21 protein-coding genes, 3 tRNA genes and 1 pseudogene are annotated in these 19,329 nt (G+C 56.5%); 13 read left to right on the top strand and 12 right to left on the bottom strand.

Annotated features, from left to right (window positions below; genetic code table 11):
* Nucleotides 1-95: 95 nt before the first annotated feature.
* The 5 genes from H6G62_RS00935 to H6G62_RS00915 form a co-directional block, all read right to left on the bottom strand.
* Nucleotides 96-935: a class I SAM-dependent methyltransferase gene (locus tag H6G62_RS00935; protein WP_190492218.1), complete on the bottom strand. Its 840-nt coding sequence runs from the start codon at nt 933-935 to the stop codon at nt 96-98.
* Between the two features lie 61 nt (nt 936-996).
* On the bottom strand, nt 997-1,320 hold the full coding sequence (locus tag H6G62_RS00930) for a hypothetical protein (protein WP_190492217.1): 324 nt from the start codon (nt 1,318-1,320) through the stop codon (nt 997-999).
* Nucleotides 1,321-1,491: 171 nt separating this feature from the next.
* Nucleotides 1,492-2,175: a 5'/3'-nucleotidase SurE gene (gene surE / locus H6G62_RS00925; RefSeq protein WP_190492216.1), complete on the bottom strand. Its 684-nt coding sequence runs from the start codon at nt 2,173-2,175 to the stop codon at nt 1,492-1,494.
* Nucleotides 2,176-2,205: 30 nt separating this feature from the next.
* On the bottom strand, nt 2,206-3,186 hold the full coding sequence (gene hemB, locus H6G62_RS00920; RefSeq protein ID WP_190492215.1) for a porphobilinogen synthase: 981 nt from the start codon (nt 3,184-3,186) through the stop codon (nt 2,206-2,208).
* Between the two features lie 158 nt (nt 3,187-3,344).
* A complete protein-coding gene (locus H6G62_RS00915) occupies nt 3,345-3,608 on the bottom strand; it encodes a hypothetical protein (RefSeq protein ID WP_190492214.1) in 264 nt (87 codons plus the stop codon).
* Nucleotides 3,609-3,856: 248 nt separating this feature from the next.
* Here H6G62_RS00915 and H6G62_RS00910 point away from each other — a divergent pair.
* A tRNA-Lys gene (locus H6G62_RS00910) sits at nt 3,857-3,928 on the top strand.
* A 210-nt stretch (nt 3,929-4,138) separates the two neighbouring features.
* Here the strand turns inward: H6G62_RS00910 and H6G62_RS00905 are convergent.
* Together H6G62_RS00905 and H6G62_RS00900 are read right to left on the bottom strand one after the other, a co-directional pair.
* A complete protein-coding gene (locus H6G62_RS00905) occupies nt 4,139-5,062 on the bottom strand; it encodes a LysR family transcriptional regulator (protein WP_190492213.1) in 924 nt (307 codons plus the stop codon).
* A gap of 249 nt (nt 5,063-5,311) precedes the next feature.
* Nucleotides 5,312-6,133 carry a photosystem II manganese-stabilizing polypeptide gene (locus H6G62_RS00900; protein WP_190492212.1) on the bottom strand — a complete coding sequence of 274 codons (822 nt, stop codon included), beginning with the start codon at nt 6,131-6,133 and terminating at the stop codon, nt 5,312-5,314.
* A gap of 381 nt (nt 6,134-6,514) precedes the next feature.
* Here H6G62_RS00900 and H6G62_RS00895 point away from each other — a divergent pair, with 381 nt between their 5' ends.
* Together H6G62_RS00895 and H6G62_RS00890 are read left to right on the top strand one after the other, a co-directional pair.
* Nucleotides 6,515-6,925: a hypothetical protein gene (locus H6G62_RS00895; protein ID WP_199324645.1), complete on the top strand. Its 411-nt coding sequence runs from the start codon at nt 6,515-6,517 to the stop codon at nt 6,923-6,925.
* 183 nt (nt 6,926-7,108) lie between these two features.
* Complete coding sequence (locus H6G62_RS00890) at nt 7,109-8,602, top strand: family 10 glycosylhydrolase (protein ID WP_190492211.1); 1,494 nt, start codon at nt 7,109-7,111, stop codon at nt 8,600-8,602.
* Here the strand turns inward: H6G62_RS00890 and H6G62_RS00885 are convergent.
* Together H6G62_RS00885 and H6G62_RS00880 are read right to left on the bottom strand one after the other, a co-directional pair.
* The gene (locus tag H6G62_RS00885; protein ID WP_190492210.1) at nt 8,526-9,830 is read right to left on the bottom strand and encodes an NAD(P)/FAD-dependent oxidoreductase; all 1,305 of its coding nucleotides are present in this window, start codon (nt 9,828-9,830) and stop codon (nt 8,526-8,528) included. The two genes, H6G62_RS00890 and H6G62_RS00885, sit on opposite strands and share 77 nt — an antisense overlap.
* A gap of 77 nt (nt 9,831-9,907) precedes the next feature.
* Nucleotides 9,908-10,147, bottom strand: coding sequence for a NifU family protein (locus tag H6G62_RS00880; protein WP_190492209.1), 240 nt, complete (start codon nt 10,145-10,147; stop codon nt 9,908-9,910).
* Between the two features lie 383 nt (nt 10,148-10,530).
* Between H6G62_RS00880 and H6G62_RS00875 the strand changes: the two genes are divergently transcribed.
* The 5 genes from H6G62_RS00875 (at nt 10,531) to H6G62_RS00855 (ending at nt 14,654) form a co-directional block, all read left to right on the top strand.
* A complete protein-coding gene (locus tag H6G62_RS00875; protein ID WP_347239264.1) occupies nt 10,531-11,007 on the top strand; it encodes a M23 family metallopeptidase in 477 nt (158 codons plus the stop codon).
* 3 nt (nt 11,008-11,010) lie between these two features.
* Nucleotides 11,011-11,808, top strand: a complete 798-nt coding sequence (locus H6G62_RS00870) for a DUF3153 domain-containing protein (RefSeq protein ID WP_190492207.1) — start codon at nt 11,011-11,013, stop codon at nt 11,806-11,808.
* A 43-nt stretch (nt 11,809-11,851) separates the two neighbouring features.
* Nucleotides 11,852-12,196 carry a LapA family protein gene (locus H6G62_RS00865; protein WP_190492206.1) on the top strand — a complete coding sequence of 115 codons (345 nt, stop codon included), beginning with the start codon at nt 11,852-11,854 and terminating at the stop codon, nt 12,194-12,196.
* Nucleotides 12,197-12,306: 110 nt separating this feature from the next.
* Nucleotides 12,307-13,179 (top strand): segregation/condensation protein A, encoded by an 873-nt coding sequence (locus H6G62_RS00860; RefSeq protein ID WP_190492205.1) that lies wholly within the window; start codon nt 12,307-12,309, stop codon nt 13,177-13,179.
* Between the two features lie 308 nt (nt 13,180-13,487).
* Nucleotides 13,488-14,654, top strand: a complete 1,167-nt coding sequence (locus H6G62_RS00855; RefSeq protein WP_190492204.1) for an NDP-sugar synthase — start codon at nt 13,488-13,490, stop codon at nt 14,652-14,654.
* Between the two features lie 112 nt (nt 14,655-14,766).
* On the opposite strand, the gene H6G62_RS00850 is transcribed toward H6G62_RS00855, so the two are convergent.
* Nucleotides 14,767-14,856 (bottom strand) — tRNA-Ser (locus H6G62_RS00850).
* A gap of 129 nt (nt 14,857-14,985) precedes the next feature.
* Here H6G62_RS00850 and H6G62_RS00845 point away from each other — a divergent pair.
* Nucleotides 14,986-15,058: transfer RNA gene (locus tag H6G62_RS00845), tRNA-Ala, on the top strand.
* A gap of 53 nt (nt 15,059-15,111) precedes the next feature.
* Here the strand turns inward: H6G62_RS00845 and H6G62_RS27605 are convergent.
* A pseudogene (locus H6G62_RS27605) lies at nt 15,112-15,252 on the bottom strand (IS1 family transposase); the annotation flags it as partial.
* A gap of 155 nt (nt 15,253-15,407) precedes the next feature.
* Here H6G62_RS27605 and H6G62_RS00840 point away from each other — a divergent pair.
* Complete coding sequence (locus H6G62_RS00840; RefSeq protein ID WP_190492203.1) at nt 15,408-15,908, top strand: helix-turn-helix domain-containing protein; 501 nt, start codon at nt 15,408-15,410, stop codon at nt 15,906-15,908.
* The gene (locus tag H6G62_RS00835) at nt 15,908-16,474 is read left to right on the top strand and encodes an IS630 family transposase (protein ID WP_190492202.1); all 567 of its coding nucleotides are present in this window, start codon (nt 15,908-15,910) and stop codon (nt 16,472-16,474) included. The genes H6G62_RS00840 and H6G62_RS00835 overlap by 1 nt, the downstream gene beginning before the upstream one ends.
* Nucleotides 16,475-16,567: 93 nt before the next feature.
* Here H6G62_RS00835 and H6G62_RS00830 read toward each other — a convergent pair whose 3' ends face one another.
* Nucleotides 16,568-17,932, bottom strand: coding sequence for an FAD-binding oxidoreductase (locus H6G62_RS00830; protein WP_190492201.1), 1,365 nt, complete (start codon nt 17,930-17,932; stop codon nt 16,568-16,570).
* 473 nt (nt 17,933-18,405) lie between these two features.
* Between H6G62_RS00830 and H6G62_RS00825 the strand changes: the two genes are divergently transcribed.
* Together H6G62_RS00825 and H6G62_RS00820 are read left to right on the top strand one after the other, a co-directional pair.
* Nucleotides 18,406-18,669, top strand: coding sequence for a hypothetical protein (locus H6G62_RS00825; RefSeq protein ID WP_190492200.1), 264 nt, complete (start codon nt 18,406-18,408; stop codon nt 18,667-18,669).
* Nucleotides 18,670-18,921: 252 nt separating this feature from the next.
* On the top strand, nt 18,922-19,254 hold the full coding sequence (locus H6G62_RS00820) for a 2Fe-2S iron-sulfur cluster-binding protein (protein ID WP_190492199.1): 333 nt from the start codon (nt 18,922-18,924) through the stop codon (nt 19,252-19,254).
* The last annotated feature ends 75 nt before the right edge of the window (nt 19,255-19,329 follow it).

The following is a 19,329-nucleotide window of genomic DNA, read 5'->3' as shown; positions in this document are numbered from 1 at the left end:
TGCAGCATGGCCATATCCGGCTGGATTGGACGATGAACCAGGTAGCCCAGTTGGGGACACAACCCCAGCATGGCCAAATCCGTCTGGATGGGGCACTAGAGCACCTGGCAGAGGTAGTACAGCCACAGCGGCGATGCGAGGGCAGGATCCTCCAGGCTCTTCACAGGATGTCTCTGCGTCCAGGGATAGACCTCAATGGGGCGAAACCCAAAGGCCAACTGCTCCACCTGGGCAGCAGGATGGATGTAGTAGGTTTGGAGGGCAAAATTATGGGACTCGTCCCGCAGAATCAGGTGGTCGGATTGGGCCAAGTCGCTCATCTGAATCCCCCGGTTAAACCACCGCAGCAAGCCCCACATCACCAAATCCACATAGGCGCTGAGTGGGTTGAAACTGAGGTGCAGGCGATAGTCAAACGCTTGAGCTATGCCCCGCAGGTTATGGCTCGAAAACACAAAGTAGGCTCCCGGCTTGCCAACCCGATGCACTTCTCGCAACACTTGCAGACGGTCGGCATGGGAAACGTAATCCAGGCCATTAAAGCTGAACCAGATCAGGTCAAAACTGTGGTCGGTAAAGGCTGAGAGATCCCTCGCATCCATGACCGCCAGGTTAGGCGCTTTTAAGCCCGCCCTCGCTGAGGGCGGTGCGGCTAAATCAGATCCCGCCAGGGTAGAACCAGAACAGCCCAACCGGGCACGACAGGCGGCAATCATCTCCGCCGAATAGTCAATGCCCGTATAGTCGCCGACCCTAGGCCAAAAATGCTGGGTAGTGCGCCCGCCGCCTACGCCAATATCCAGCATGGCCATGGCGGGCAAGTGATCCTTCAGCCGCTCTAAAATGCCTTGCTCAGCGGGTTGAAGTTGATGAAGCTGGCCATAGTAACGAACGAGGCTGGGCCTAGCGTAGGCGGCTTGGTTGCGATCAGCCATGGGAAAAAGGAGATAGGACAGCGCTTAGCCATATTCCCAGGTTTTGCCCTTGGTTTTGCCCCTAGTGGCCCCACAGCAGTTTGAGATCGGCTTGACGTGCTTCGGCAAGGCGCTGATCTTGATAGTGGAGTTCCTCTAGCCAGGTTCTCAGTTCGGCCTCAGAGACGAGATGAACCGACTGACCCGTGATCGGATCGTAGGCATTCCAGGCAGGGGTTCCGGCAGGGTCGTGGCTAGGCCATACCCGTGGCTCGTCCGACGCATTGAAATGGGCCAATACACTCTGCCAAACTCGGTGCAGGCGTTGAGCCCAGTCCGTTTCAGGGGATGCAGACAGACCTTGCTCCAAGGAAAATGCTGGCCAATAGGCTGTATGTACTTTCATGGTATAGTTCCTGCTCATTCTGTATATAGCCTAATTTTCTGTAGCAATAATTACAAAAACTACTATTCATGGTCTGTATGAACAAAATAGATGGATCAAGGAAACGAAGGTGATCTCCATCGCGCAGGATAGACCTAGCGACGGGCGCAACGCCTGGAAAACCCGGATACGTTACCAGAGGCAAATTTTCGTAACGGCTATGTGGCCGCTAAAGCAAACCGCCACGTCGGAATCTGGGTCGTAGCGGCGGTTGCCGTATTGGCCCGTGTAGTGAAATTCGTTGTTTTCGACTTTAAATTCCGTGGGCAAGGGCTGGGTGCAGGGGGTGCAGAAGATCATCTCCGGTTCTGGATCCTGGGTCTGGAGGTGGGGCAAATTCACATTCCAAAAGCAGCCCGGTGAGAGAGGTTCCGCCATCAGGGTACGGATTACCTTTGTCGCCAACTGGCTGGCCAAGCCCCAGTTGATGGGCTGGCGATTGTGGATGTAGTGGGAAATGGCGATGCCGGGAACCCTCAGCAGGGCCGCTTCTCGCACAGCGGCGACGGTGCCCGACACATATAAATCTGCCCCCATGTTGCCTCCGGCATTGATGCCTGACAAAACCCAGGTGGCCTCAGGACACAGGTGCCCCAAGGCCACACGGGTACAGTCGGCGGGGGTGCCCCCAATGGCAAAGGCGCGGTCGTCGCGGGGGTGAATGGCAATCGGCCCACCCCGGTTCATCTGGTGGCTACAGCCGGAGAGGTGCTGATCCGGCGCAACCACCCAAGTCGGCTGATCGGCCAGGGCATCGCGCAGGGCTTGAATACCGGGGGCATCAATACCGTCGTCGTTAGTGAGAATCAGGGGCATGGATGGAGGGTTGGAAAGGCCAAAACCATCCTAGGCCAACCAGCGGGCTACATCCTTGGCGTGGTAGGTGAGGATGAGATCCGCCCCGGAGCGCTTGAAGCTGGTCATGGTTTCCATCACGATCTTTTGCTCGTCTACCCAACCCTTGAGGGCGGCGGCTTTCACCATGGAATATTCGCCAGACACGTTGTAGGCGGCGACGGGTAGGTTGGTGGCTTCCTTCACCCGCCAGATGATGTCCATGTAGGCCAGGGCGGGCTTCACCATCAGCATGTCGGCCCCTTCGGCCATGTCGAGCTCAATTTCCTTCAGGGCTTCGGTGCCGTTGGCGGGATCCATCTGGTAGGTGCGGCGGTCGCCAAACTGGGGCGCACTCTCGGCGGCATCCCGAAACGGCCCATAGTAGGCGGAGGCATACTTGGCGGCGTAGGAGAGAATCGGGGTATCGCTGAAGCCCGCCTCATCCAGACCGCTGCGAATGGCCTGCACAAAGCCATCCATCATGCCGGAGGGGGCAATGATATCCGCGCCCGCCTGGGCCTGGGATACAGCGGTTTTCTTCAGCAGTTCCAGGGTGGGATCGTTCAGCACCCGTCCGCTGAGGTCGCCCACTTCCAAATAGCCGCAATGGCCGTGGGAGGTGTATTCGCACAGGCAGGTGTCTACAATGACCAGCAGGTCGGGGACGGCTTCTTTCACCGCTGTGGTGGCCCTTTGCACAATGCCGCAATCGTGCCAAGCCCCGGTGGCGTCGGTATCTTTATCGGTGGGAATGCCAAACAAAATAATGGCGGGAATGCCCAAATCGTAGACTTCCTTGGCTTCTTCGACGATCTTATCCACCGAAAGTTGGTAGACCCCCGGCATGGACGAGACTTCCTTGGCCACGCTTTCCCCCGGCACCGCAAACAGCGGATAGATCAAATCCGCCTGGGTGACGATATTCTCTTGCACCATGCGGCGAAGTTGAGGATGCTGACGCAGACGACGGGGACGATGGGTGGGGAACATGGGTGTGAGGTGCCAGATCCGGCAGCGACAGAAACGTAAAGATATCTAAAACTAAACCGCTATTGGGGAACGAAAACAAGCCATTGGTTACGTTCTGTAACCTGGGGGGTAGTCGCAAAAGATAGGCAAAACAGAGGCCAGAAGGGGTTAGGGCGGGGCTAAGACGGGGTTGACGGATTCCGCCTCCGGGCCTTAGAGCGTTCCTCTTCACCCATGAGAAACACTAAATAGAATCGTCGTCGCAGAATTGGGATCGACCAGCGCAAATCAATGGGATGCCGTTTGCGCGTGTTGGCAACCAACGCCGATTGTAGGGCTAACCGCTGCTCCTCGCTAAAGGAGTGAGCTATGTTGGCGGGCATGGCCCCTAGGAGCCGTTCTAGCGCCCATTTCGAGCCATCGGTGGTTTTTTCTGGGGGCATAAGCTGACCTTGGGAGACAGGGCTGATCTTGGGAGACAGGATTGAGTTCTACCGGTATTGTTGTACAACAAGCCATGCTTCCACCGTCCAACAGGTTCCGCTCGTTAAACGGCTTTCCCAGGTAGCCTTGGGTTTTGGATCCTACCTAAACAACAAAAAATATCCCCAAAAACTATCGCTTTGCCGATAAAGCTATGCTACTATTGGTAACCGTGCTTGAGATTTAATTCTGACGGCACATTCCCTACGGGTCGCTAGCTCAGCGGTAGAGCACTCGGCTTTTAACCGATTGGTCCTGGGTTCGAATCCCAGGCGACCCATTTTTAACTGGCATATCAACCGACATATTTTGAGTAAGCCTGTGATGTGTCATTAGGTATCAATGTAAGGACGTTTCGCCAGTCCAGTTGGCTCGGTCACAGTTCTTCGTTGGTCTCCTCTCTGGCAACCTATTCGTTTTCCGGCTTGCCCTTGAGCCCTCACCCTAAATCCATCTCCCCTGGGTCGATGAACTTTGATCTTTCGTAGCCCTAAGCACCGATGGCCAGGGAGGGGGAGGATTCGATCCAGCGGTCTAAGAAGGCTCTGGCGGCGGGGGAAAAGGCTTTGTCTTGGCGATAGGCCAACTGCCACTGCCCCTGGAGGGTCAGTTCTGGCACCGAGAGAACCGTGAGGTTGGCATCGAGGGCGGTGATGCAAAAGGCGGGCAGGAGAGCCAGTCCCAGATTGGCCATCACACTGGCTTTGATCGATTCATTGCAGCTTAGCTCTAGGTTGCTGCGCAGGGTGAGGCCGTGGGCTTTAAAGACCGCCTCTAGGCGCTGGCGGGTGCTGGATTCTGGCTCTCGGAGGATCCAGTTGGCCTGGGCGAGGTCGGTGAGGGTGAGGGTTTTGCGCTGGGCTAGGGGGTGGCTGGTGGAGGCGACGACCCGCAAGGGCGACTGGGCATAGGGCACCGTGGCCAGGTTAATGGAGGTGGGGGGCAGGCTAAAGAGGTAAAAATCGTCTTCGTTTTGGCGGAGTCGTTCCTGGAGTTCGGCATCACTGCCCACATGCAACGACACCTCCAGACCGGGATATTGCTCTAGGAAGGGCTTAAACTGCTCCACCAAGAGGCACTTGCCGCTTTCCACCGTGGCTAGCTTGACGGTGCCCGCCTCTACCCCCTGAAAGGCCAGCAGGGTTTGATCTAAATGCTGAAGTTGCCGCAACACCTGGTGACACGTATTCAGCAATGCCTCACCCGCCGCCGTGAGGTGCAACTGCCGACCGATGGTTTCCACGAGGGGCAATCCTACCGTTTTCGACAATTGCTTGATCTGAATGGAGACCGTGGGCTGGGTGAGATACAGTTCGGCGGCGGCTTTGGTGTAGTTACGATGCCGTGCCACCGCCTCAAAAACTTCCATTTGGTGCAGGGTAATTCCCTTGGTGCTGAGCAAGGATGCCGTCATGGTTGGGCCGAGCTATCAAAGGACTCCTCTACTTTAGCAACTTTTTTGTTTCTAAAGTAGACTTTTCTCAATCGTTGGCGAAAGGTAGCGCGCGCGTGGGTTCCTATGGGTGAGATCGGCAGCGCCATGGTACTAAAAGCGCTATGGCATTAAAAAAGGAGGGATCCAACGGGATCCCTCCTTGCCTATTCAAATTTGGCCCGTTGAATACGGATCCGCTCTGTTGCTGTTAGGCGTCAGTCCGGTTCCCTAGACTTCCTCTAGGCGAGCATAGAAGACGCCTTGCACCTTAATGTCCACGGGCTCAGCGGTGCCCATGTCGGTGTCGGAGGGTTGTTCGGCCTCGAAGGTGCCGCCAATTTCGCCCGTGCTGCCGTCGATCTTAGAAATCCGTAAGGACATGTGGCCAACGCCGATATCGAAGGCTTTAACGGTTTCTGCTACATACTCGTCGCCACTGGCGGGCAGGGCAACGGCGGTGTCATAGCCGGTGGTCAAACCGCGAGCCTTGGGATCGAGGAAGTTGGAGGTGCGGTAGGAGGGCACCTTATAATCGCCTTCAAAGTCGGTGGAGGTGGTGAGGGCACCCAGACCGGGCTGAGATTGGGCCACTAGACCTTTCACCGTGAACAGGAAGGGTTCCTGTTGGCCACCGGGCAACTGGACGGTGATGGCCTGGAAGTCAATGCCGCCTGTTTCGCTGAAGATCAGGCTACCGTCGCCTTCAACGGTGAGATCCCCCCGCACCTGATCCAGACTGGATGTGTAGCGGGTGAGCACTTTACCGGGAACGTAGGTGGCTTCCTGACGCTTGGAGGTGGGCTCTTCCTTCACAAAGTAGGCGGTGGGCTCAATGCACATGCCCACGATTTCATACTTCTTGCCCGCCTCTAGGGGAAGGCTACCTCGGGTCATTTCGGAGAGCTGGGGGCACTTGTTGGCTAGGCCCGTATTTCGGATTTGGTCATAGGTTAGGGGCACAGTGCTAGTGGCGGTGGGAGCCTCACTACAGGCCGTGATCACGCTTAGGCAAATGGCCAACAGCGCAACGATAAAGGCGCGATACCTCATTGTCTACCTCAAATCAGCATTTAATAAAAACGTAGGAGCCACTTACTGCCTTAGAGATTGTTGAACAGCTAGAGGGCTGACCCCGCACCATAGGCAGGCTGCCTGCAAACCAAGGAACAGACGCTTCGGGAGCGACCATCGTCCTGTTAAGTGCTGTACAATCCCCAGTCGTAGAACCTCAAGTAAGCATTCTACATGGCTTCAGGCTTCTTTCTCAGAATTCTCCTATCATTGGTCAACGCTGTTCCTAGGTGACTGGAAGCCCCCTGGGGCGGTGGTTGCCGGGGGGGCTATTTCTTAACATCGTGTAAAGATCCGTAACGCTGCGGTGGAACAGAATGCCAAGCATTAAGCTATTTAACGAACCCTAGGCTTGACCCTATGACTGAACCCGTTTCCATTGAGTCATTGACAGGGGCGGTGGAGATTGTGCCCCAGGATTTGCAAGCGATTGCCACGGCGATTGATCGGGCGGCCCAGGTGCGTGATGGAGATAGTGTGGCCCTGTTGGCCTTACTTCGCCTTTTGGAACAGCGCCACCGTGAGATCTGTGAAACTCAGTTTCGGGATGCCCTGCCCAATAATCGCCACACCCTCTACACCCTGCTGCGTGACATTGAGGTGCATGGTGGCTGGCCCTACATTCAGCGCATGAAACTGCGATCCCTGCTGGCGAACTATCCCGGCCTGGATGCGTCTACAGAGACAGAGGCGATCCCCTGTGTTGAAAGGGAGGGCGCTGGCCCCAGTTCCCTTGACCGGGAGGATGCCAACCCCGATGAATTCCAGTAACATAGCGCCCCATGGGAACAGAACAGTCCACGAAGTATTCCACCGAACATGCATCTGTTTCAGCCAACGTTACGGATTAATCGGGTAAGCATGGTCAAGCAACCGTTGGTCGCCAAGGGTTTAGGGTTCGTGTCAAGGGGGCAAGATCGGGGCTGGATATCCCGGTTCTGGGGTGGGCAGCGGATGTACAGGCTGGCGATCCAGGGTCTGCTTCTGGCCACAGGGTTGGCGGGGTTGGGGCTGCCCCGTCCAGCCCAGGCGCTAAATGCCTACTGCCAAGTCACCCAGGCGGAGGCGGAGGCCAAGGAAGAATTGCGACGGGCGGCCTTTAGCGGCAACGCCACGGCCCAGCCGCAGTATCAGGCTATGGTGCGCCAACAGGCCGAGAACCTGCGCCGTTGTCGAAGCCAGCAGTGGCCCCAGCGGCAGGCGGTCTGGCTACGGCTCTACCCCTGCGACCTTCAGCCCGGAGTGCTGGAGGCGGTCATGGATCGCATCGTTAACCTGGGCTACAACGAAGTCTATGTGGAAGCCTTCTACGGTGGGCAGGTGCTCTTGCCCCAGGCCGACAACCCCACGGTTTGGCCGTCAGTGGTGCAGTCTCCCGGCTACGAGCGGCGGGATTTGCTAGCAGAGGCCATCGAGAAAGGGCGCTATCGGGGGCTACGGGTGGATGCCTGGGTCTTTACCCTGAATTTTGGCTACCACTATGCCCTGCGGCAGGATCGGCAACAGGTGCTGGCCCTTAACGGACGGGGGCAAACCACCCAAGCCTTTGCCAAGGCCGGGGAATCGAGCAACCCCGATGAAGTCTTTATCGATCCCTACCATCCCCAAGCCCAGGCCGACTATGCCCGGATGCTGACGGCCATTTTGCGACGGCGACCCGATAGCGTTCTGTTCGACTATGTGCGCTATCCCAGGGGAGTGGGGGCCAACTCGGTTGTAGACAGCGTAGATGACCTGTGGATCTACGGCCCAGCCTCGCGGGAAGCCTTCTTGCAACGGGCGAGCAACCAACAGGGGCGGGAACTGATGCGGCGCTACATCAGCCGAGGGGGGCTCGAAAATCGCGACATTGAGGATGTGCGGACCCTCTACCCCCATGAGGCCGAACCCCTCTGGCAAACCCGCCCGCCCACTCCCCGTCAACCCAATCAACCGCAGTCTTCTGCAGACGCCCTGCGGCCCCAATTTCAGCGGGAACTGTGGCAACTGGCGGTGGCCCATGCGGTGCAGGGGGTGGTGGACTTTGTGAAAATGGCGGAGGAGCAATCCCGTCGCGGTGGGGTGCCCTCCGGGGCGGTCTTTTTCCCCGATGGTAACCAAACCGTTGGCACCGGGGGCTACGATTCCCGCCTGCAATACTGGGAACGCTTTCCTACCACCATGGCTTGGCATCCCATGGCCTATGCGGTCTGTGGCCACACGGGCTGCATTTTAGACGGCATTCGGCGGGTGATTTCCATGGCTCCAGCCAATTCACGACCGCTGATTATGCCCGCTATCGCCGGAACCTGGGGCCAGCCCACCCACAACCGCCCCGCCTTAGAAACCCAAATGGAGGCCATGCGACGGGCCTTGCCAGAAATCAACGCCGTTAGCCATTTCGCCTACTCTTGGCAGGATCCAGAGTTTGACCGGGTGCGGAAGTTTTGTTCCCTAACGCGGCCATAGCTCGCCCCGCCAACCATCCCGTCGTCCAGGCGTTTTGGAAATTAAACCCGCCCGTAATGCCGTCGATATCGAGAATTTCCCCGGCAAAGTGAAGTCCTGGACAGCGGCGACTTTCCATGGTTTTGAAGTCCACCTCCTTCAGCGCCACCCCACCACAGGTGACAAACTCGTCCTTAAACACCCCCTGACCATCGATGGCGTAACGACCCTGGGTGAGTTCCGTGACCAAGGCTTGCAACTGCCCTTTGCTGAGGTTGGCCCAGGTGAGGTCGCGGTCTAGCCCCACTCGCTGCTGAAGCAGATAGAGCCACAGCCGCCGGGATAGGGCTGGAAAAGGTGAAAAGCTAATCACCAGCCGCTTCCCTTGGGTCTGTTTCAAATTCAGCAGGGTTTGCCGCACTTGGTCTTGGCTGAAATCGGGCAACCAGTTAACACCGAGATTGGCCCGATAGCGCTGGCGATGCAGACCCACCGCCCCAAAGGCCGACAGTTTGAGGATGGCGGGGCCACTCAGTCCCCAGTGGGTGAGCAGCAGGGGGCCGCGCTGCTTCAGGGGCTTGCCGTCGTCCAAGGGTAAGATCAGGGCTACATCTTCCACCGATACCCCTGCTAAGGCGTGCAGTTCGGGATCCCTGACGGTGAAGGTAAACAGCGACGGTACCGGGGGCACCAGGGTATGGCCGAGGGACTGGGCCAGTCGATAGCCCAGGTTGCTGCTGCCCGTGGCCAACAGCAGGCGATCACACCGCCAGGAGGTTCCGCCCTTCACCGCTACGGTAAAGCCGTCTTCAGCCTGGGGGATACCCGTCACGGCTATCCCTCGATGGAGCACAATGCCCAGCCGCCGCACCTCCCCCAGTAGCCCCTCGACGATGGTGGCGGAATCGTCCGTGGTGGGGAACATGCGGCCATCGGCCTCGGTTTTCAGGGCAATGCCCAGCCGCTGAAACCAGGCGATGGTGTCCCTGGGCTGAAACTGACTGAAGGGGCCACGCAGGGCACGGCTCCCTCGGGGATAGTGGTTGACCAGCACCGCCGGATCGAAACAGGCGTGGGTGACATTGCAGCGCCCGCCGCCAGAAATTCGTACCTTGGCCAGGGGTTCCCGCCCCGCCTCAAATAGGTGAACGGTGGCCGAGGGGGCCGCTTCGGCGCAGGCAATCGCCCCAAACACCCCCGCTGCTCCGGCCCCGACGACAATCACTTGGGCAGACTGGGATGGGGGCATGGGATGGGGCATGGGATGGGGGGGCGGACAATCGAAATTGGATCGTCAAAATCGGGAAATCTAAACTTGAGCGATCCCTAGAATACCTGCTCGATTTCGGCGATTTCGGGAATAAATTCCCGCAGACGACGCTCGATTCCCATGCGGAGAGTCATGGCAGAGCTAGGGCACGATCCACAGGCTCCTTGCAGGCGCAGTTTTACAATCGGGCCATCGATTTCCACCAGTTCCACGTTGCCGCCATCGGCCAGCAAGTAGGGCCGCAGCTCATCCAGCACCTGTTCAACATTGACGGAGGTTAGGGCGAGGGTTTGCATAACAGAGTCCTTCGGTGAGGGGTAAACGGTTCTCCTATTGTAAAGATATCCCTGCGGCTGCAACCGTTGAATTCATCAAGGGCGGCGATAGATCGGCCCCGTGCCAGGGCTAGGGGGGCGATTATTCTTCAGCAAAAAGAGTATTCGCCTACGGAAATCTGGGATAAGCTTAGGGCGATATCCACCCATTCGGGGGATGTTCGCTGCTCCCACTCAGTTGTATGCGTATGAAGTGGCCCTTCCCGATTCAGTCTTCCCCCATTCGGCACTTGCCCTCCCGTTTGCTGCTGGCCCTGCTGGGTACTGCCCTAGCCACAGCCACGGTGACCCTCCCCCCTCGTCAGACGGTACAGGCCCAACAGGTGGCCCTGGGCAGTTCCGCCATGCTGTGGACCCAGGCGTCTTTTCCGGTAGAAAATTTCCAGACCTACACCTCTCCCTTTGGTTATCGGCGCGATCCCTACAGCGGTTCCCAGCGCTTCCACTACGGCCTAGACCTAGCGGCCCCCAACGGCAGCTACATCCGCAACTGGTGGGCCGGGGAAGTGCTCTGGGTCGAGGACGATGGAGCCTGCGGTACCTCCATTGCCATCCAATCTGGGGAATGGACTCATATCTATTGCCACATGCATGGCCGAGTGGAGGGCAGCGGCCAAAGCCAGATGTTGATTGATCGCGAGGGCGGCATTCAACTGCGCCCAGGGCAAACTGTTCCCGCTGGAGCCCGCATTGGCCGGGTGGGGATGACGGGCCGTACCACTGGCCCCCACCTGCACTGGGGCATGAAATACCAAGGCAACTGGGTCGATCCAGCCTTGGTGCTCCAGGCCATGTACCTCAGTCAGCAAGCGACTCGATAGGCGATGTCAGGCAGAATGGTGAGGGGGGCGAGGGGCATCCGCAACCTGGGGCTTGGGCTGGTGATGGGCCTAGCGCTTTTGCTGAATGGCTGCTTTCAGGCCGACCTCACCCTCCGGTTTGACCACCACCACCACGGCCAGTGGATCCAGACCATCGCCCTCGGCGAGCGCAACCTGGCCTTTGCCAGCGATGCCCTTCGTCCTTGGCTTCAGCAGATTCGCACCCCGGTACGGCAACTGGGGGGTCACCTGCGCCAAACCCCAACCACCATCGAGATCACGGTGCCCTTCAGCACCCCGGCGGATTTGACGGCACGCTTTAACCAGGTTTTGGCAGATCCGTCGCCTGGGGAAAACGTTGGTTCACTCCCTGGGGCGATCAAGGAAGCCCCTGTCGCCACGGCGGTTACCCTGCCCGCCCTAGGAACGGTGCCCTTTCATCTCGAAACCCAAGAGCGCAACTGGGGGCTATTCAGCCAGGTGTGGTTGCGGTACGACCTGGATTTGCGTGGGGTGGAATTCCCCTCGGATGCGACCCTCGGCGGCGACGTTCTCCTACCCGATCCCGTGGCCTTTAGGGTGCAGGTGCCTTGGGGCATCAGCGCGGTCGAAACGGACAGCCTTGCCCCTACCCAAACCGACCCCAGTGGATCCCAGTGGATCCTACCCCTAGGGGACAAGAGCCATATCGATGTACGCTTTTGGCTACCCAACTGGATTGGACTGGGGGGCGTGATCCTGACGGTCGTCGTGCTGATGGGCTATGGGATGCGCTATCGCTGGCTGGGGCCACCCCGATGAGTAAGATAGACCTAGACACAGTGAACCCTTACAACGCAAGGCTATGAAACAAATTAATTTCGTTGTCATTTTTGTCATTGCTCTGGCCCTGGTTTTGTTTGGCATCGAAAACACCGAACCCGTGCTCATCCACATTGCCAAGGGGCTAGATGTGGAAGCCCCCCTCTGTGTGGAGTTGATGATGGCCATGGGCATTGGGGCGGTGCTGGCCTGGGTGTTTAGCGTCTGGGCACAGGTGCAGAGCTATTTTTCCGTGGGGCAACAGGCCAAACAGCGGGAACTGCGCATCCAAGAACTCGAACAAGACGTGGAGCGCTACCGGGTGGAACTGGAGGAACAGAGCCTTTTGCTACCGGCCTCTGCCCCCAAGGCCGAGGGACAAAGCTAGGATAGACCCAGAGACTTGGGGATCGCTGGAGCGTCTGTGGTTAGATCCTGAAGTCTGAGTTACGATTCCTGGACTTTTCTAGTGCCGCCCCATGCAAAATACTTGACTCTATGGCCTCCTCCTCCCTTGCCCAAACCGCCATCGCCTTCCTCATTGACCTGGCCGAACGGGGCGAAATCGACCCCTGGGATGTGAAGGTGATCGACGTGATGGATCGGTTTCTCACCAGTCTGCACGACCAGGCCGAATCCCTCGCCCAGCAAGGCCGCACCCCCTACGAAGCCAACCTCTCCGAGTCGGGCCAAGCCTTTCTCTATGCCTCCATGCTAGTGTTGCTGAAGGCCGATTCCATGGTGCGCAGCGAGGTCGAGGAGGACGAGGCCCTTGAGGAGGACGGATTCTGGCCGGAGGAAGATCTGGCAACCGTGCCCCTGCCCCGCAACCTAGAGCGCCATCTCCATCGGCGGGCGGTGGCGGTACCCCCCAAACGGCGGCGAGTCACGCTAACCGAGCTTATCCAACAACTCGAAGCCATGGCCGAGGTGATGGCCGAACACCAGCCCCGCAGCCGGATGCGCCGCGCCAAACCCCAGGCCAAACGCCAAGCCGTACGCGCCATTGCCCAACTGGCCCACCAGGAAAACCTCTCGGAAATCGCCGCCGCCCTAGAGCAGTTCCTCGATGCCTACTGGGATACCCTAGAGGACGACCATCCCTGCTGGCTAGATTTTGAGCAGTTGATCCAAGCTTGGCCCGACTTTCAGCCAGAGGAGTTGAAAACCGCCCATCACTTTGCCACCGCCGCCGAAGCCGATACCCACGAACGGGTGGGAGTGTTTTGGGGCCTGCTGTTTCTCTCGGCCCAGTCCAAGGTAGAGCTTTCCCAACAGGTGTTCTACCGCGACCTGCGGGTACGCAACCTCAACCGATCTCCCCTCAGCGTCGAGGAAGCGGGACTCGAACCCTTTATCCTGCCCGATTAGTCCCAAAGAGGATAGTTGTGGCACTCCATGGCCCACCGTTAGGCCGCCGGGGACGTATGCGCTTTATCCCTTTATGAGAACTTTCTGAAGTTTGCCAGGTTATTCGGAAAGCTATTTTTCTGTGTTGATAGCATAGGTGGACGCTTTAGGTAATTTTTCTGACAGTTTAGGGGGGCAGTTGCGGATTTACTCATGCCATAGCTGCCCTCTAGACTAAATGACTTCAGAAGGTATCGTCCTAAGGGCTCCGTTCCTGTCAATCGTTTTGCCGTAAAGTTTCGCCGTAAAGTTTAAGGACTGTAATTTTTATGAAAGCGATGATTCTGGCGGCTGGGAAAGGGACTCGGGTGCGTCCTATCACCTACACCATTCCCAAGCCGATGATTCCAATTATGCAAAAGCCAGTGATGGAGTTTTTGCTAGAACTCTTACGGCAGCATGGGTTTAACCAGGTGATGGTCAACGTCAGCCACCTGGCCAACGAAATTGAAGGCTACTTCCGGGATGGCCAACGGTTTGGGGTAGAAATCGCCTATTCCTTTGAGGGACGCATCGAAGACGATGGCCAACTGGTGGGCGATGCCATTGGTTCGGCGGGCGGAATGCGCAAAATTCAAGACTTCTCCCCCTTCTTTGACGGCACCTTCGTGGTGCTCTGCGGCGATGCCCTGATTGACCTCGACCTCACCGAAGCGGTGCGCCGCCACCGGGAGAAAGGATCCATCGCCACCATCATCACCAAAACCGTGCCCCTCAAGCAGGTACCCAGCTACGGGGTGGTGGTCACCGACGAAACCGGACGGATCAAATCCTTCCAGGAAAAACCCTCCGTGGAAGAAGCCCTCAGCACCGAAATTAACACCGGGATCTACATCTTCGAGCCAGCGGTGTTCGACTATATCCCCTCCGGCGTACCCTTCGACATTGGCGGCGATCTCATGCCCCGCCTAGTGGCCAACAACGCCCCCTTCTACGGCATTCCCATGGAATTTGAATGGGTAGACATTGGAAAAGTGCCCGACTACTGGCGCGCCATCCAGGACGTGCTCACCGGGGTAGTCAACCTGGTGGATATCCCAGGGCAAGAAATTCGCCCCGGCGTCTATGTGGGCCTAAACGTGAAGGCTAACTGGGACAACATCCACGTCGAAGGCCCCGTCTACATCGGTGGCATGACCCACATTGAAGACGGAGCCACCATCATTGGCCCCAGCGCCATCGGCAACAACTGCGAAATTTGCAGCGGATCCATCGTAGACAAGAGCGTGATTTTTGAATACTCCCGCATTGGCCCCGGTGTGCGTCTGGTGGATAAGCTAGTGTTTGGCCGCTACTGCGTTGATAAAACCGGAGCCTCCATCGACATGAAAGCCGCTGCCCTCGACTGGCTGATCACTGACACCCGCCAAGATGTCCCCGCCGATCTGCCCGCCGAGCACCGCACCATTGTGGAACTCCTAGAGCAACACATCTAGGACAGGGCATTCACGGCGTAGAACCGACAATTTTGTCTACCGCTCGTCCAGGCAAGGGGCTTAATCCCCTTGCTCCACAGATACGGAAACAACACAATATTGATTAGATATACGGAAGCGGTGGGATTTGAACCCACGAGGGAAGGTTTACTCCCCTACCTCCTTAGCAGGGAGGCGCTTTCGACCACTCAGCCACGCTTCCAAGGAATAGTCTTTGGCTAGTGTAGCAGAGACCGCCCTAGCCGACTACTGTTTTGATGGAGAAAACGGAATTTCCTCGGCTCCCCCCGCCTGAACCCACGGAGTTTTGGTAGGATAAGTTCAATCCATCGGGGAATTAGCTCAGTTGGTAGAGCGCTGCGATCGCACCGCAGAGGTCAGGAGTTCGAATCTCCTATTCTCCATTCTCTCAAACTGTACGTTCGCACGCTAAATGTCGTGATTCGCAGAACGGGTTGTTCAAGCACTCGATGTAACGGGTCAAGCCACTCTCTGTGCCCACCGCCTCATGACGTTTGCTGGGAACGACCGTGACATAGGCGTCCCAATAATCCGTGTAAACTTTGTCACATTGGCGATGGACCCCTGGGAGAGACTCCCGGTAGTGCATTAGTCTACGGGGCAGAGAAAAATGATAGCGCATTAATCTACAGGTCAGAGAAAAATTAGCCCGAAACAGTGATCTACTCCCGTAATACCAATCCGACATGAAGTTGAGCATAATAGGGGATGACGTTCGAGAGGGTAGAAAGGATGGCCCGTCCCTTCGTGATTGAGGTTGGTGAAAGCGAAACCTTTCTGGAGAAAAGCCTGAAGCAGGCGAAAACGGGATTTCGCAAAGAGCGGTTGCAGATGCTGTGGTGGATCAAGACGAAGCAAATCCGGTATCGGCAGGAGATTGGTGAGCGGTTGGGGCGCAGCCCTGCGACGATTAGCCGCTGGCTGTTGTTGTATCGTCAAGGGGGCTTAGCCGCACTGCTGGAGGAAAAGAAAGCACCCGGAGCGGAGCCCCAGATTCGGGGGGAGGTGCTGGAGAAACTGAACCAACGTCTGGCGTCGGAGGAGGGCTTTCGCCGTTATGGGGCAATTGTGGTGTGGCTGGAGCAGGAGTGTGGTCTGACGGTGCAGTATGAGACGGTACGACAGTTTGTGCGCAACAAACTGCAAGCCAAACTCAAAGTGCCCCGTCCCCAGAGCGTAAAGCCGTCTCCAGAGGCGATAGCGACGTTTAAAAAAAACTCAGTCTCGCCCTGATGGCCCTGCAATCGATGCTGAACCTGCCCACGATTCGGTATCTGGTGCAGGACGAAAGCCGGATTGGGTGCAAAACCGAGACGGGGCGAGGGATCACCGCCAAGGGTGTCAAACCCATCGCCAAGGTGGATTGGCCTCGGGAAGCCTTCTGGCTCTATGGGGTGGTTGACCCGGTGAGTGGATGGCACTGGAGCCAAACCCACCCCCATCTGAATCAGACCCATTTCCAACAATTCCTCGATGACCTCTCCCGTGCCCTAGGCGACTCGGTGGTGGTGATGCAACTCGACCGGGCCCCGGCCCATCGAGCCAAGGCCATCCAGTGGCCCGAAAACATCATTCCCCTCTTCCAACCACCCCATTGTCCCGAACTCAACCCCATAGAACGCTTCTGGCCGCACCTCAAAGCCACCTGGAAAGGCGAGAACTTCCCCTCCCTCAACGCGCTTCAACAGCGGGTGGAGGAGGAACTCGCCCGTCTAACCCCGGAGCAAGTGCAGTCCATCACGGGGTATGACTTCATTCTCGATGCCCTACTCCAAGCGAAATTCCAGAAAGCAGCCTGAATTGTGCTCAGCTTCATTTTGTATTGGTATTACGTTACCAATTTGCAGGAGTAAATTCATAGCAATAGCTATGAAAGCATAGCGTCATCGCTGTCATGGCTGTCGTTCTAGCCAGCCGCGCATTTTGCCGGGGTTCAGCAGACCGTAGGGATCTACCTGGGCCTTGAAGTTCACCTGGGCCTGATCCACCTGTTTCATGCCGCCATCTTCGAGTAGGTAGGTGTGGGGGTTGGCGATGAAGGCTCCATGGTCTTCGTGGTAGCGGATGATTTCGTTGAGGCGATTTTCGGTGGTGTAGCGGACAAGTTGCAATGCCGCCGGACAAACCCGCCCCCCGATGCGCAGAAATTCCAAATGCATCAACACCTCATCGCCAAAGTGGTGATAGAAATGTTCGACGCCTTTTAGCTCGGCGTCGTAGGGAAAGATCGTTTGCAGGTAGGTCAATGTGGGGTCAACACTGCGGGCATGGAGGGTGGTGTGGTTCCAGGTAAATTCCACCAGTAGGGTACCTTTCCTCGCTTCCTGGGCAGATTTTTGGCAAGTTATGGTGCCGTCCAATTCTTTCACCAGTTCTCCAAAAAGTTCCAGAGACGGTTCCGCAATCATCACAAAGGCCGCCGCCTTGCCCTCCGGTAGATGGGCCTGAAGCGCCCCAAAGTAGCTGGGTACAGGCCAAGCAAACACGGTGATGAGCTTTTTGATCAGCCCGTCCGATTCCCCTAAAACCTGGCTAAACCGAGCTGCTGTCATAAAATCGTCAAACACCACAATGGCCTCGGCCCAGGGGTAGGCTGGCCCCAGGGGAATTTCCAACTCGGTGATGATGCCATTGGTGCCGTAGGCGTGGTTCACCTGCTGCACCGCATCGCCCCGCAGCTCAATCACGCGGGGACTGTCCTCCATCGTCACCACCCGCACGGCATTGAGGTTGCCCCGATCTCGCAGTTGGCCGTAGGTAATCGACCCCATGCCGCCGCTGCCGCCCGCAATAAATCCGCCCATGGTGGCCGTTCGGTAGGTAGAAGGGGCCATCCGCAGTTCCCAACCTGTTTCCCGTGCCGCCCGATCAATCGCCGCCAACTTGGCCCCCGGCTCCACACAGGCCATCCCCGGCTTCACCCACTTCACCTGGTTCATGGCGCTCATGTCCAACACCACCCCAGCCGCCAGGGGAATGCACTGGCCATAGTTACCCGTACCTGCCCCCCGCACCGTCAGCGGCACCCGATCCACCACGCAGCGCTGGGCCACCTGGATCACCTCGGCTTCCGTTTTGGGCCGCACCACCAGATCGGCAACATAGCCCGCCAACTGCCCCTGGAGCACCGGACTGAAGTGGTAGTAGTCCTTCGATAATTTCTCAAGCTGGCTGGGATCCCGCACCACCTCAATGTTGCCCAAGGAGCGTGCGAAGGTGTCCCAGTTGATGGGCGAAGGGGCGCTAGCAATGGTCATAGACGCGGATTGGTTAAAAGCAGTCCTTTTAGTGTAGGTAGCTGGGGGCGAGAAGGCTACCGCTCGGTCAGAGGGATGGAGAAACGCGAGATTGAACAGCAAGATCCCTGGATCCTTTAAAAACCCAGGGATCTCGTCGTGAGGTGAGGTTGCGTATGATCGGTGCGTTTCTCAGCTAACACCCCAGTGCAGCGGATTGACAGGCAACGAGGGCTAGAGCTAAAATAAATAATATTTATTGGGGAATAAGGTTATGACAAAAAAACTTGTGGCAAATGAATTAAGTATTAGGAATATTGTTGAGTGTGACGGCGATATCTATGAAGTAAAAGAAAAGGATTTTGTTATACAAGGGCACCTCGAAAAATACAAATCTTATTGAGAATGGGCACGAGACTCCAATGGTTCCAGGCTCTTCAGATTCGCAATAAGGCAATTAATCGAGGTGCCCACAAGGTAGTGGTGGCTCAACCGTGAAGTTGGTTTTAGAAAATATAAATACCAATTCACAAAAAAATCTATCTGTAAATGCTGATTTTGAATTTACAACCTTTGATGTTACAGAAGAAGAATTTGACTATGTGTATGATGACGGAGATTCACTTTTTACAACGGATGGTCAAGCTTTTCCAGTTGAAAAAGTTGTAAAAGAAATTCTTGCATTGATTCCACAAGTTGAAAAGTTTAGGGTGCTGATGTTAGATAATGAGATTTACAAAATTTTATTGCCCAGGTAGTCCTATTTCGTACAGGCTAGAGGGCACCTCGGAAAATACGGATTTTATTGAGAACGCCTACGAGAGGCTAACGGTTTCAGGCTCCAGAAACTCGCAATAAGGCAATTAATCGAGGTGCCCTAGAGAATAATCAGGCGACCCTGAAGACCTTACGGCAGTAGATTGCTGTTTCTGGTTGATTTTTCTCTGGCCCGTAGATTAATGCACTACCACATCCCGCTAACAAAATTTGCCCAGGCAAGGAGACAAGAAATGAGCACCGTGAACATTGAGTTTGTACTATCTGATGGATCAACGGTTTCACTTAGCGGAGAAGAGGGTGAGACACTCCTAAATTTAAAATTTAAATATCCTGAACTTGCTAATTTGGAATTTGCTTGTGAAGGCGCAATTGCTTGTACAACTTGTCATGTCATTGTAGATGAACCTCACTTCCCTATGACAGGAGGAATCTCGGATGACGAAAATGATATGCTTGACTTAGCTTATGGACTATCTAAAACATCTCGCCTCGGTTGCCAGGTGAGGCTAACACAACAATTAGAGGGAGCAGTCTTTACAATTCCTCGTAAGAACCGAAGCTAGGAACAGCCCGATTGCAGCTTAAGCTTGAGAACCTGGAAAACCTACTAAAGTAGAATGGCACTGACGTAAGCCCTA

This window comes from Phormidium sp. FACHB-1136 (genome assembly GCF_014697375.1).
Lineage (GTDB): Bacteria > Cyanobacteriota > Cyanobacteriia > Phormidesmidales > Phormidesmidaceae > Nodosilinea.
Note: the sequence above shows the minus strand (reverse complement) of the source record. Positions and strands in the feature narration are given on the sequence as shown.

What these genes read in the sequence shown, in the direction of transcription:
- H6G62_RS00830 (WP_190492201.1), bottom strand. Translation starts at nt 17,932, where the DNA reads ATGACCATTGCTAGCGCCCCTTCGCCCATCAACTGGGACACCTTCGCA.
- H6G62_RS00930 (WP_190492217.1), bottom strand. Translation starts at nt 1,320, where the DNA reads ATGAAAGTACATACAGCCTATTGGCCAGCATTTTCCTTGGAGCAAGGT.
- H6G62_RS00860 (WP_190492205.1), top strand. Translation starts at nt 12,307, where the DNA reads ATGGCCTCCTCCTCCCTTGCCCAAACCGCCATCGCCTTCCTCATTGAC.
- H6G62_RS00885 (WP_190492210.1), bottom strand. Translation starts at nt 9,830, where the DNA reads ATGCCCCCATCCCAGTCTGCCCAAGTGATTGTCGTCGGGGCCGGAGCA.
- H6G62_RS00870 (WP_190492207.1), top strand. Translation starts at nt 11,011, where the DNA reads ATGTCAGGCAGAATGGTGAGGGGGGCGAGGGGCATCCGCAACCTGGGG.
- H6G62_RS00820 (WP_190492199.1), top strand. Translation starts at nt 18,922, where the DNA reads ATGAGCACCGTGAACATTGAGTTTGTACTATCTGATGGATCAACGGTT.
- H6G62_RS00905 (WP_190492213.1), bottom strand. Translation starts at nt 5,062, where the DNA reads ATGACGGCATCCTTGCTCAGCACCAAGGGAATTACCCTGCACCAAATG.
- surE (WP_190492216.1), bottom strand. Translation starts at nt 2,175, where the DNA reads ATGCCCCTGATTCTCACTAACGACGACGGTATTGATGCCCCCGGTATT.
- H6G62_RS00835 (WP_190492202.1), top strand. Translation starts at nt 15,908, where the DNA reads ATGGCCCTGCAATCGATGCTGAACCTGCCCACGATTCGGTATCTGGTG.
- H6G62_RS00865 (WP_190492206.1), top strand. Translation starts at nt 11,852, where the DNA reads ATGAAACAAATTAATTTCGTTGTCATTTTTGTCATTGCTCTGGCCCTG.
- H6G62_RS00875 (WP_347239264.1), top strand. Translation starts at nt 10,531, where the DNA reads ATGCTGTGGACCCAGGCGTCTTTTCCGGTAGAAAATTTCCAGACCTAC.
- H6G62_RS00880 (WP_190492209.1), bottom strand. Translation starts at nt 10,147, where the DNA reads ATGCAAACCCTCGCCCTAACCTCCGTCAATGTTGAACAGGTGCTGGAT.
- H6G62_RS00915 (WP_190492214.1), bottom strand. Translation starts at nt 3,608, where the DNA reads ATGCCCCCAGAAAAAACCACCGATGGCTCGAAATGGGCGCTAGAACGG.
- H6G62_RS00840 (WP_190492203.1), top strand. Translation starts at nt 15,408, where the DNA reads ATGGCCCGTCCCTTCGTGATTGAGGTTGGTGAAAGCGAAACCTTTCTG.
- H6G62_RS00935 (WP_190492218.1), bottom strand. Translation starts at nt 935, where the DNA reads ATGGCTGATCGCAACCAAGCCGCCTACGCTAGGCCCAGCCTCGTTCGT.
- H6G62_RS00900 (WP_190492212.1), bottom strand. Translation starts at nt 6,133, where the DNA reads ATGAGGTATCGCGCCTTTATCGTTGCGCTGTTGGCCATTTGCCTAAGC.
- H6G62_RS00855 (WP_190492204.1), top strand. Translation starts at nt 13,488, where the DNA reads ATGAAAGCGATGATTCTGGCGGCTGGGAAAGGGACTCGGGTGCGTCCT.
- H6G62_RS00890 (WP_190492211.1), top strand. Translation starts at nt 7,109, where the DNA reads ATGTACAGGCTGGCGATCCAGGGTCTGCTTCTGGCCACAGGGTTGGCG.
- H6G62_RS00895 (WP_199324645.1), top strand. Translation starts at nt 6,515, where the DNA reads ATGACTGAACCCGTTTCCATTGAGTCATTGACAGGGGCGGTGGAGATT.
- hemB (WP_190492215.1), bottom strand. Translation starts at nt 3,186, where the DNA reads ATGTTCCCCACCCATCGTCCCCGTCGTCTGCGTCAGCATCCTCAACTT.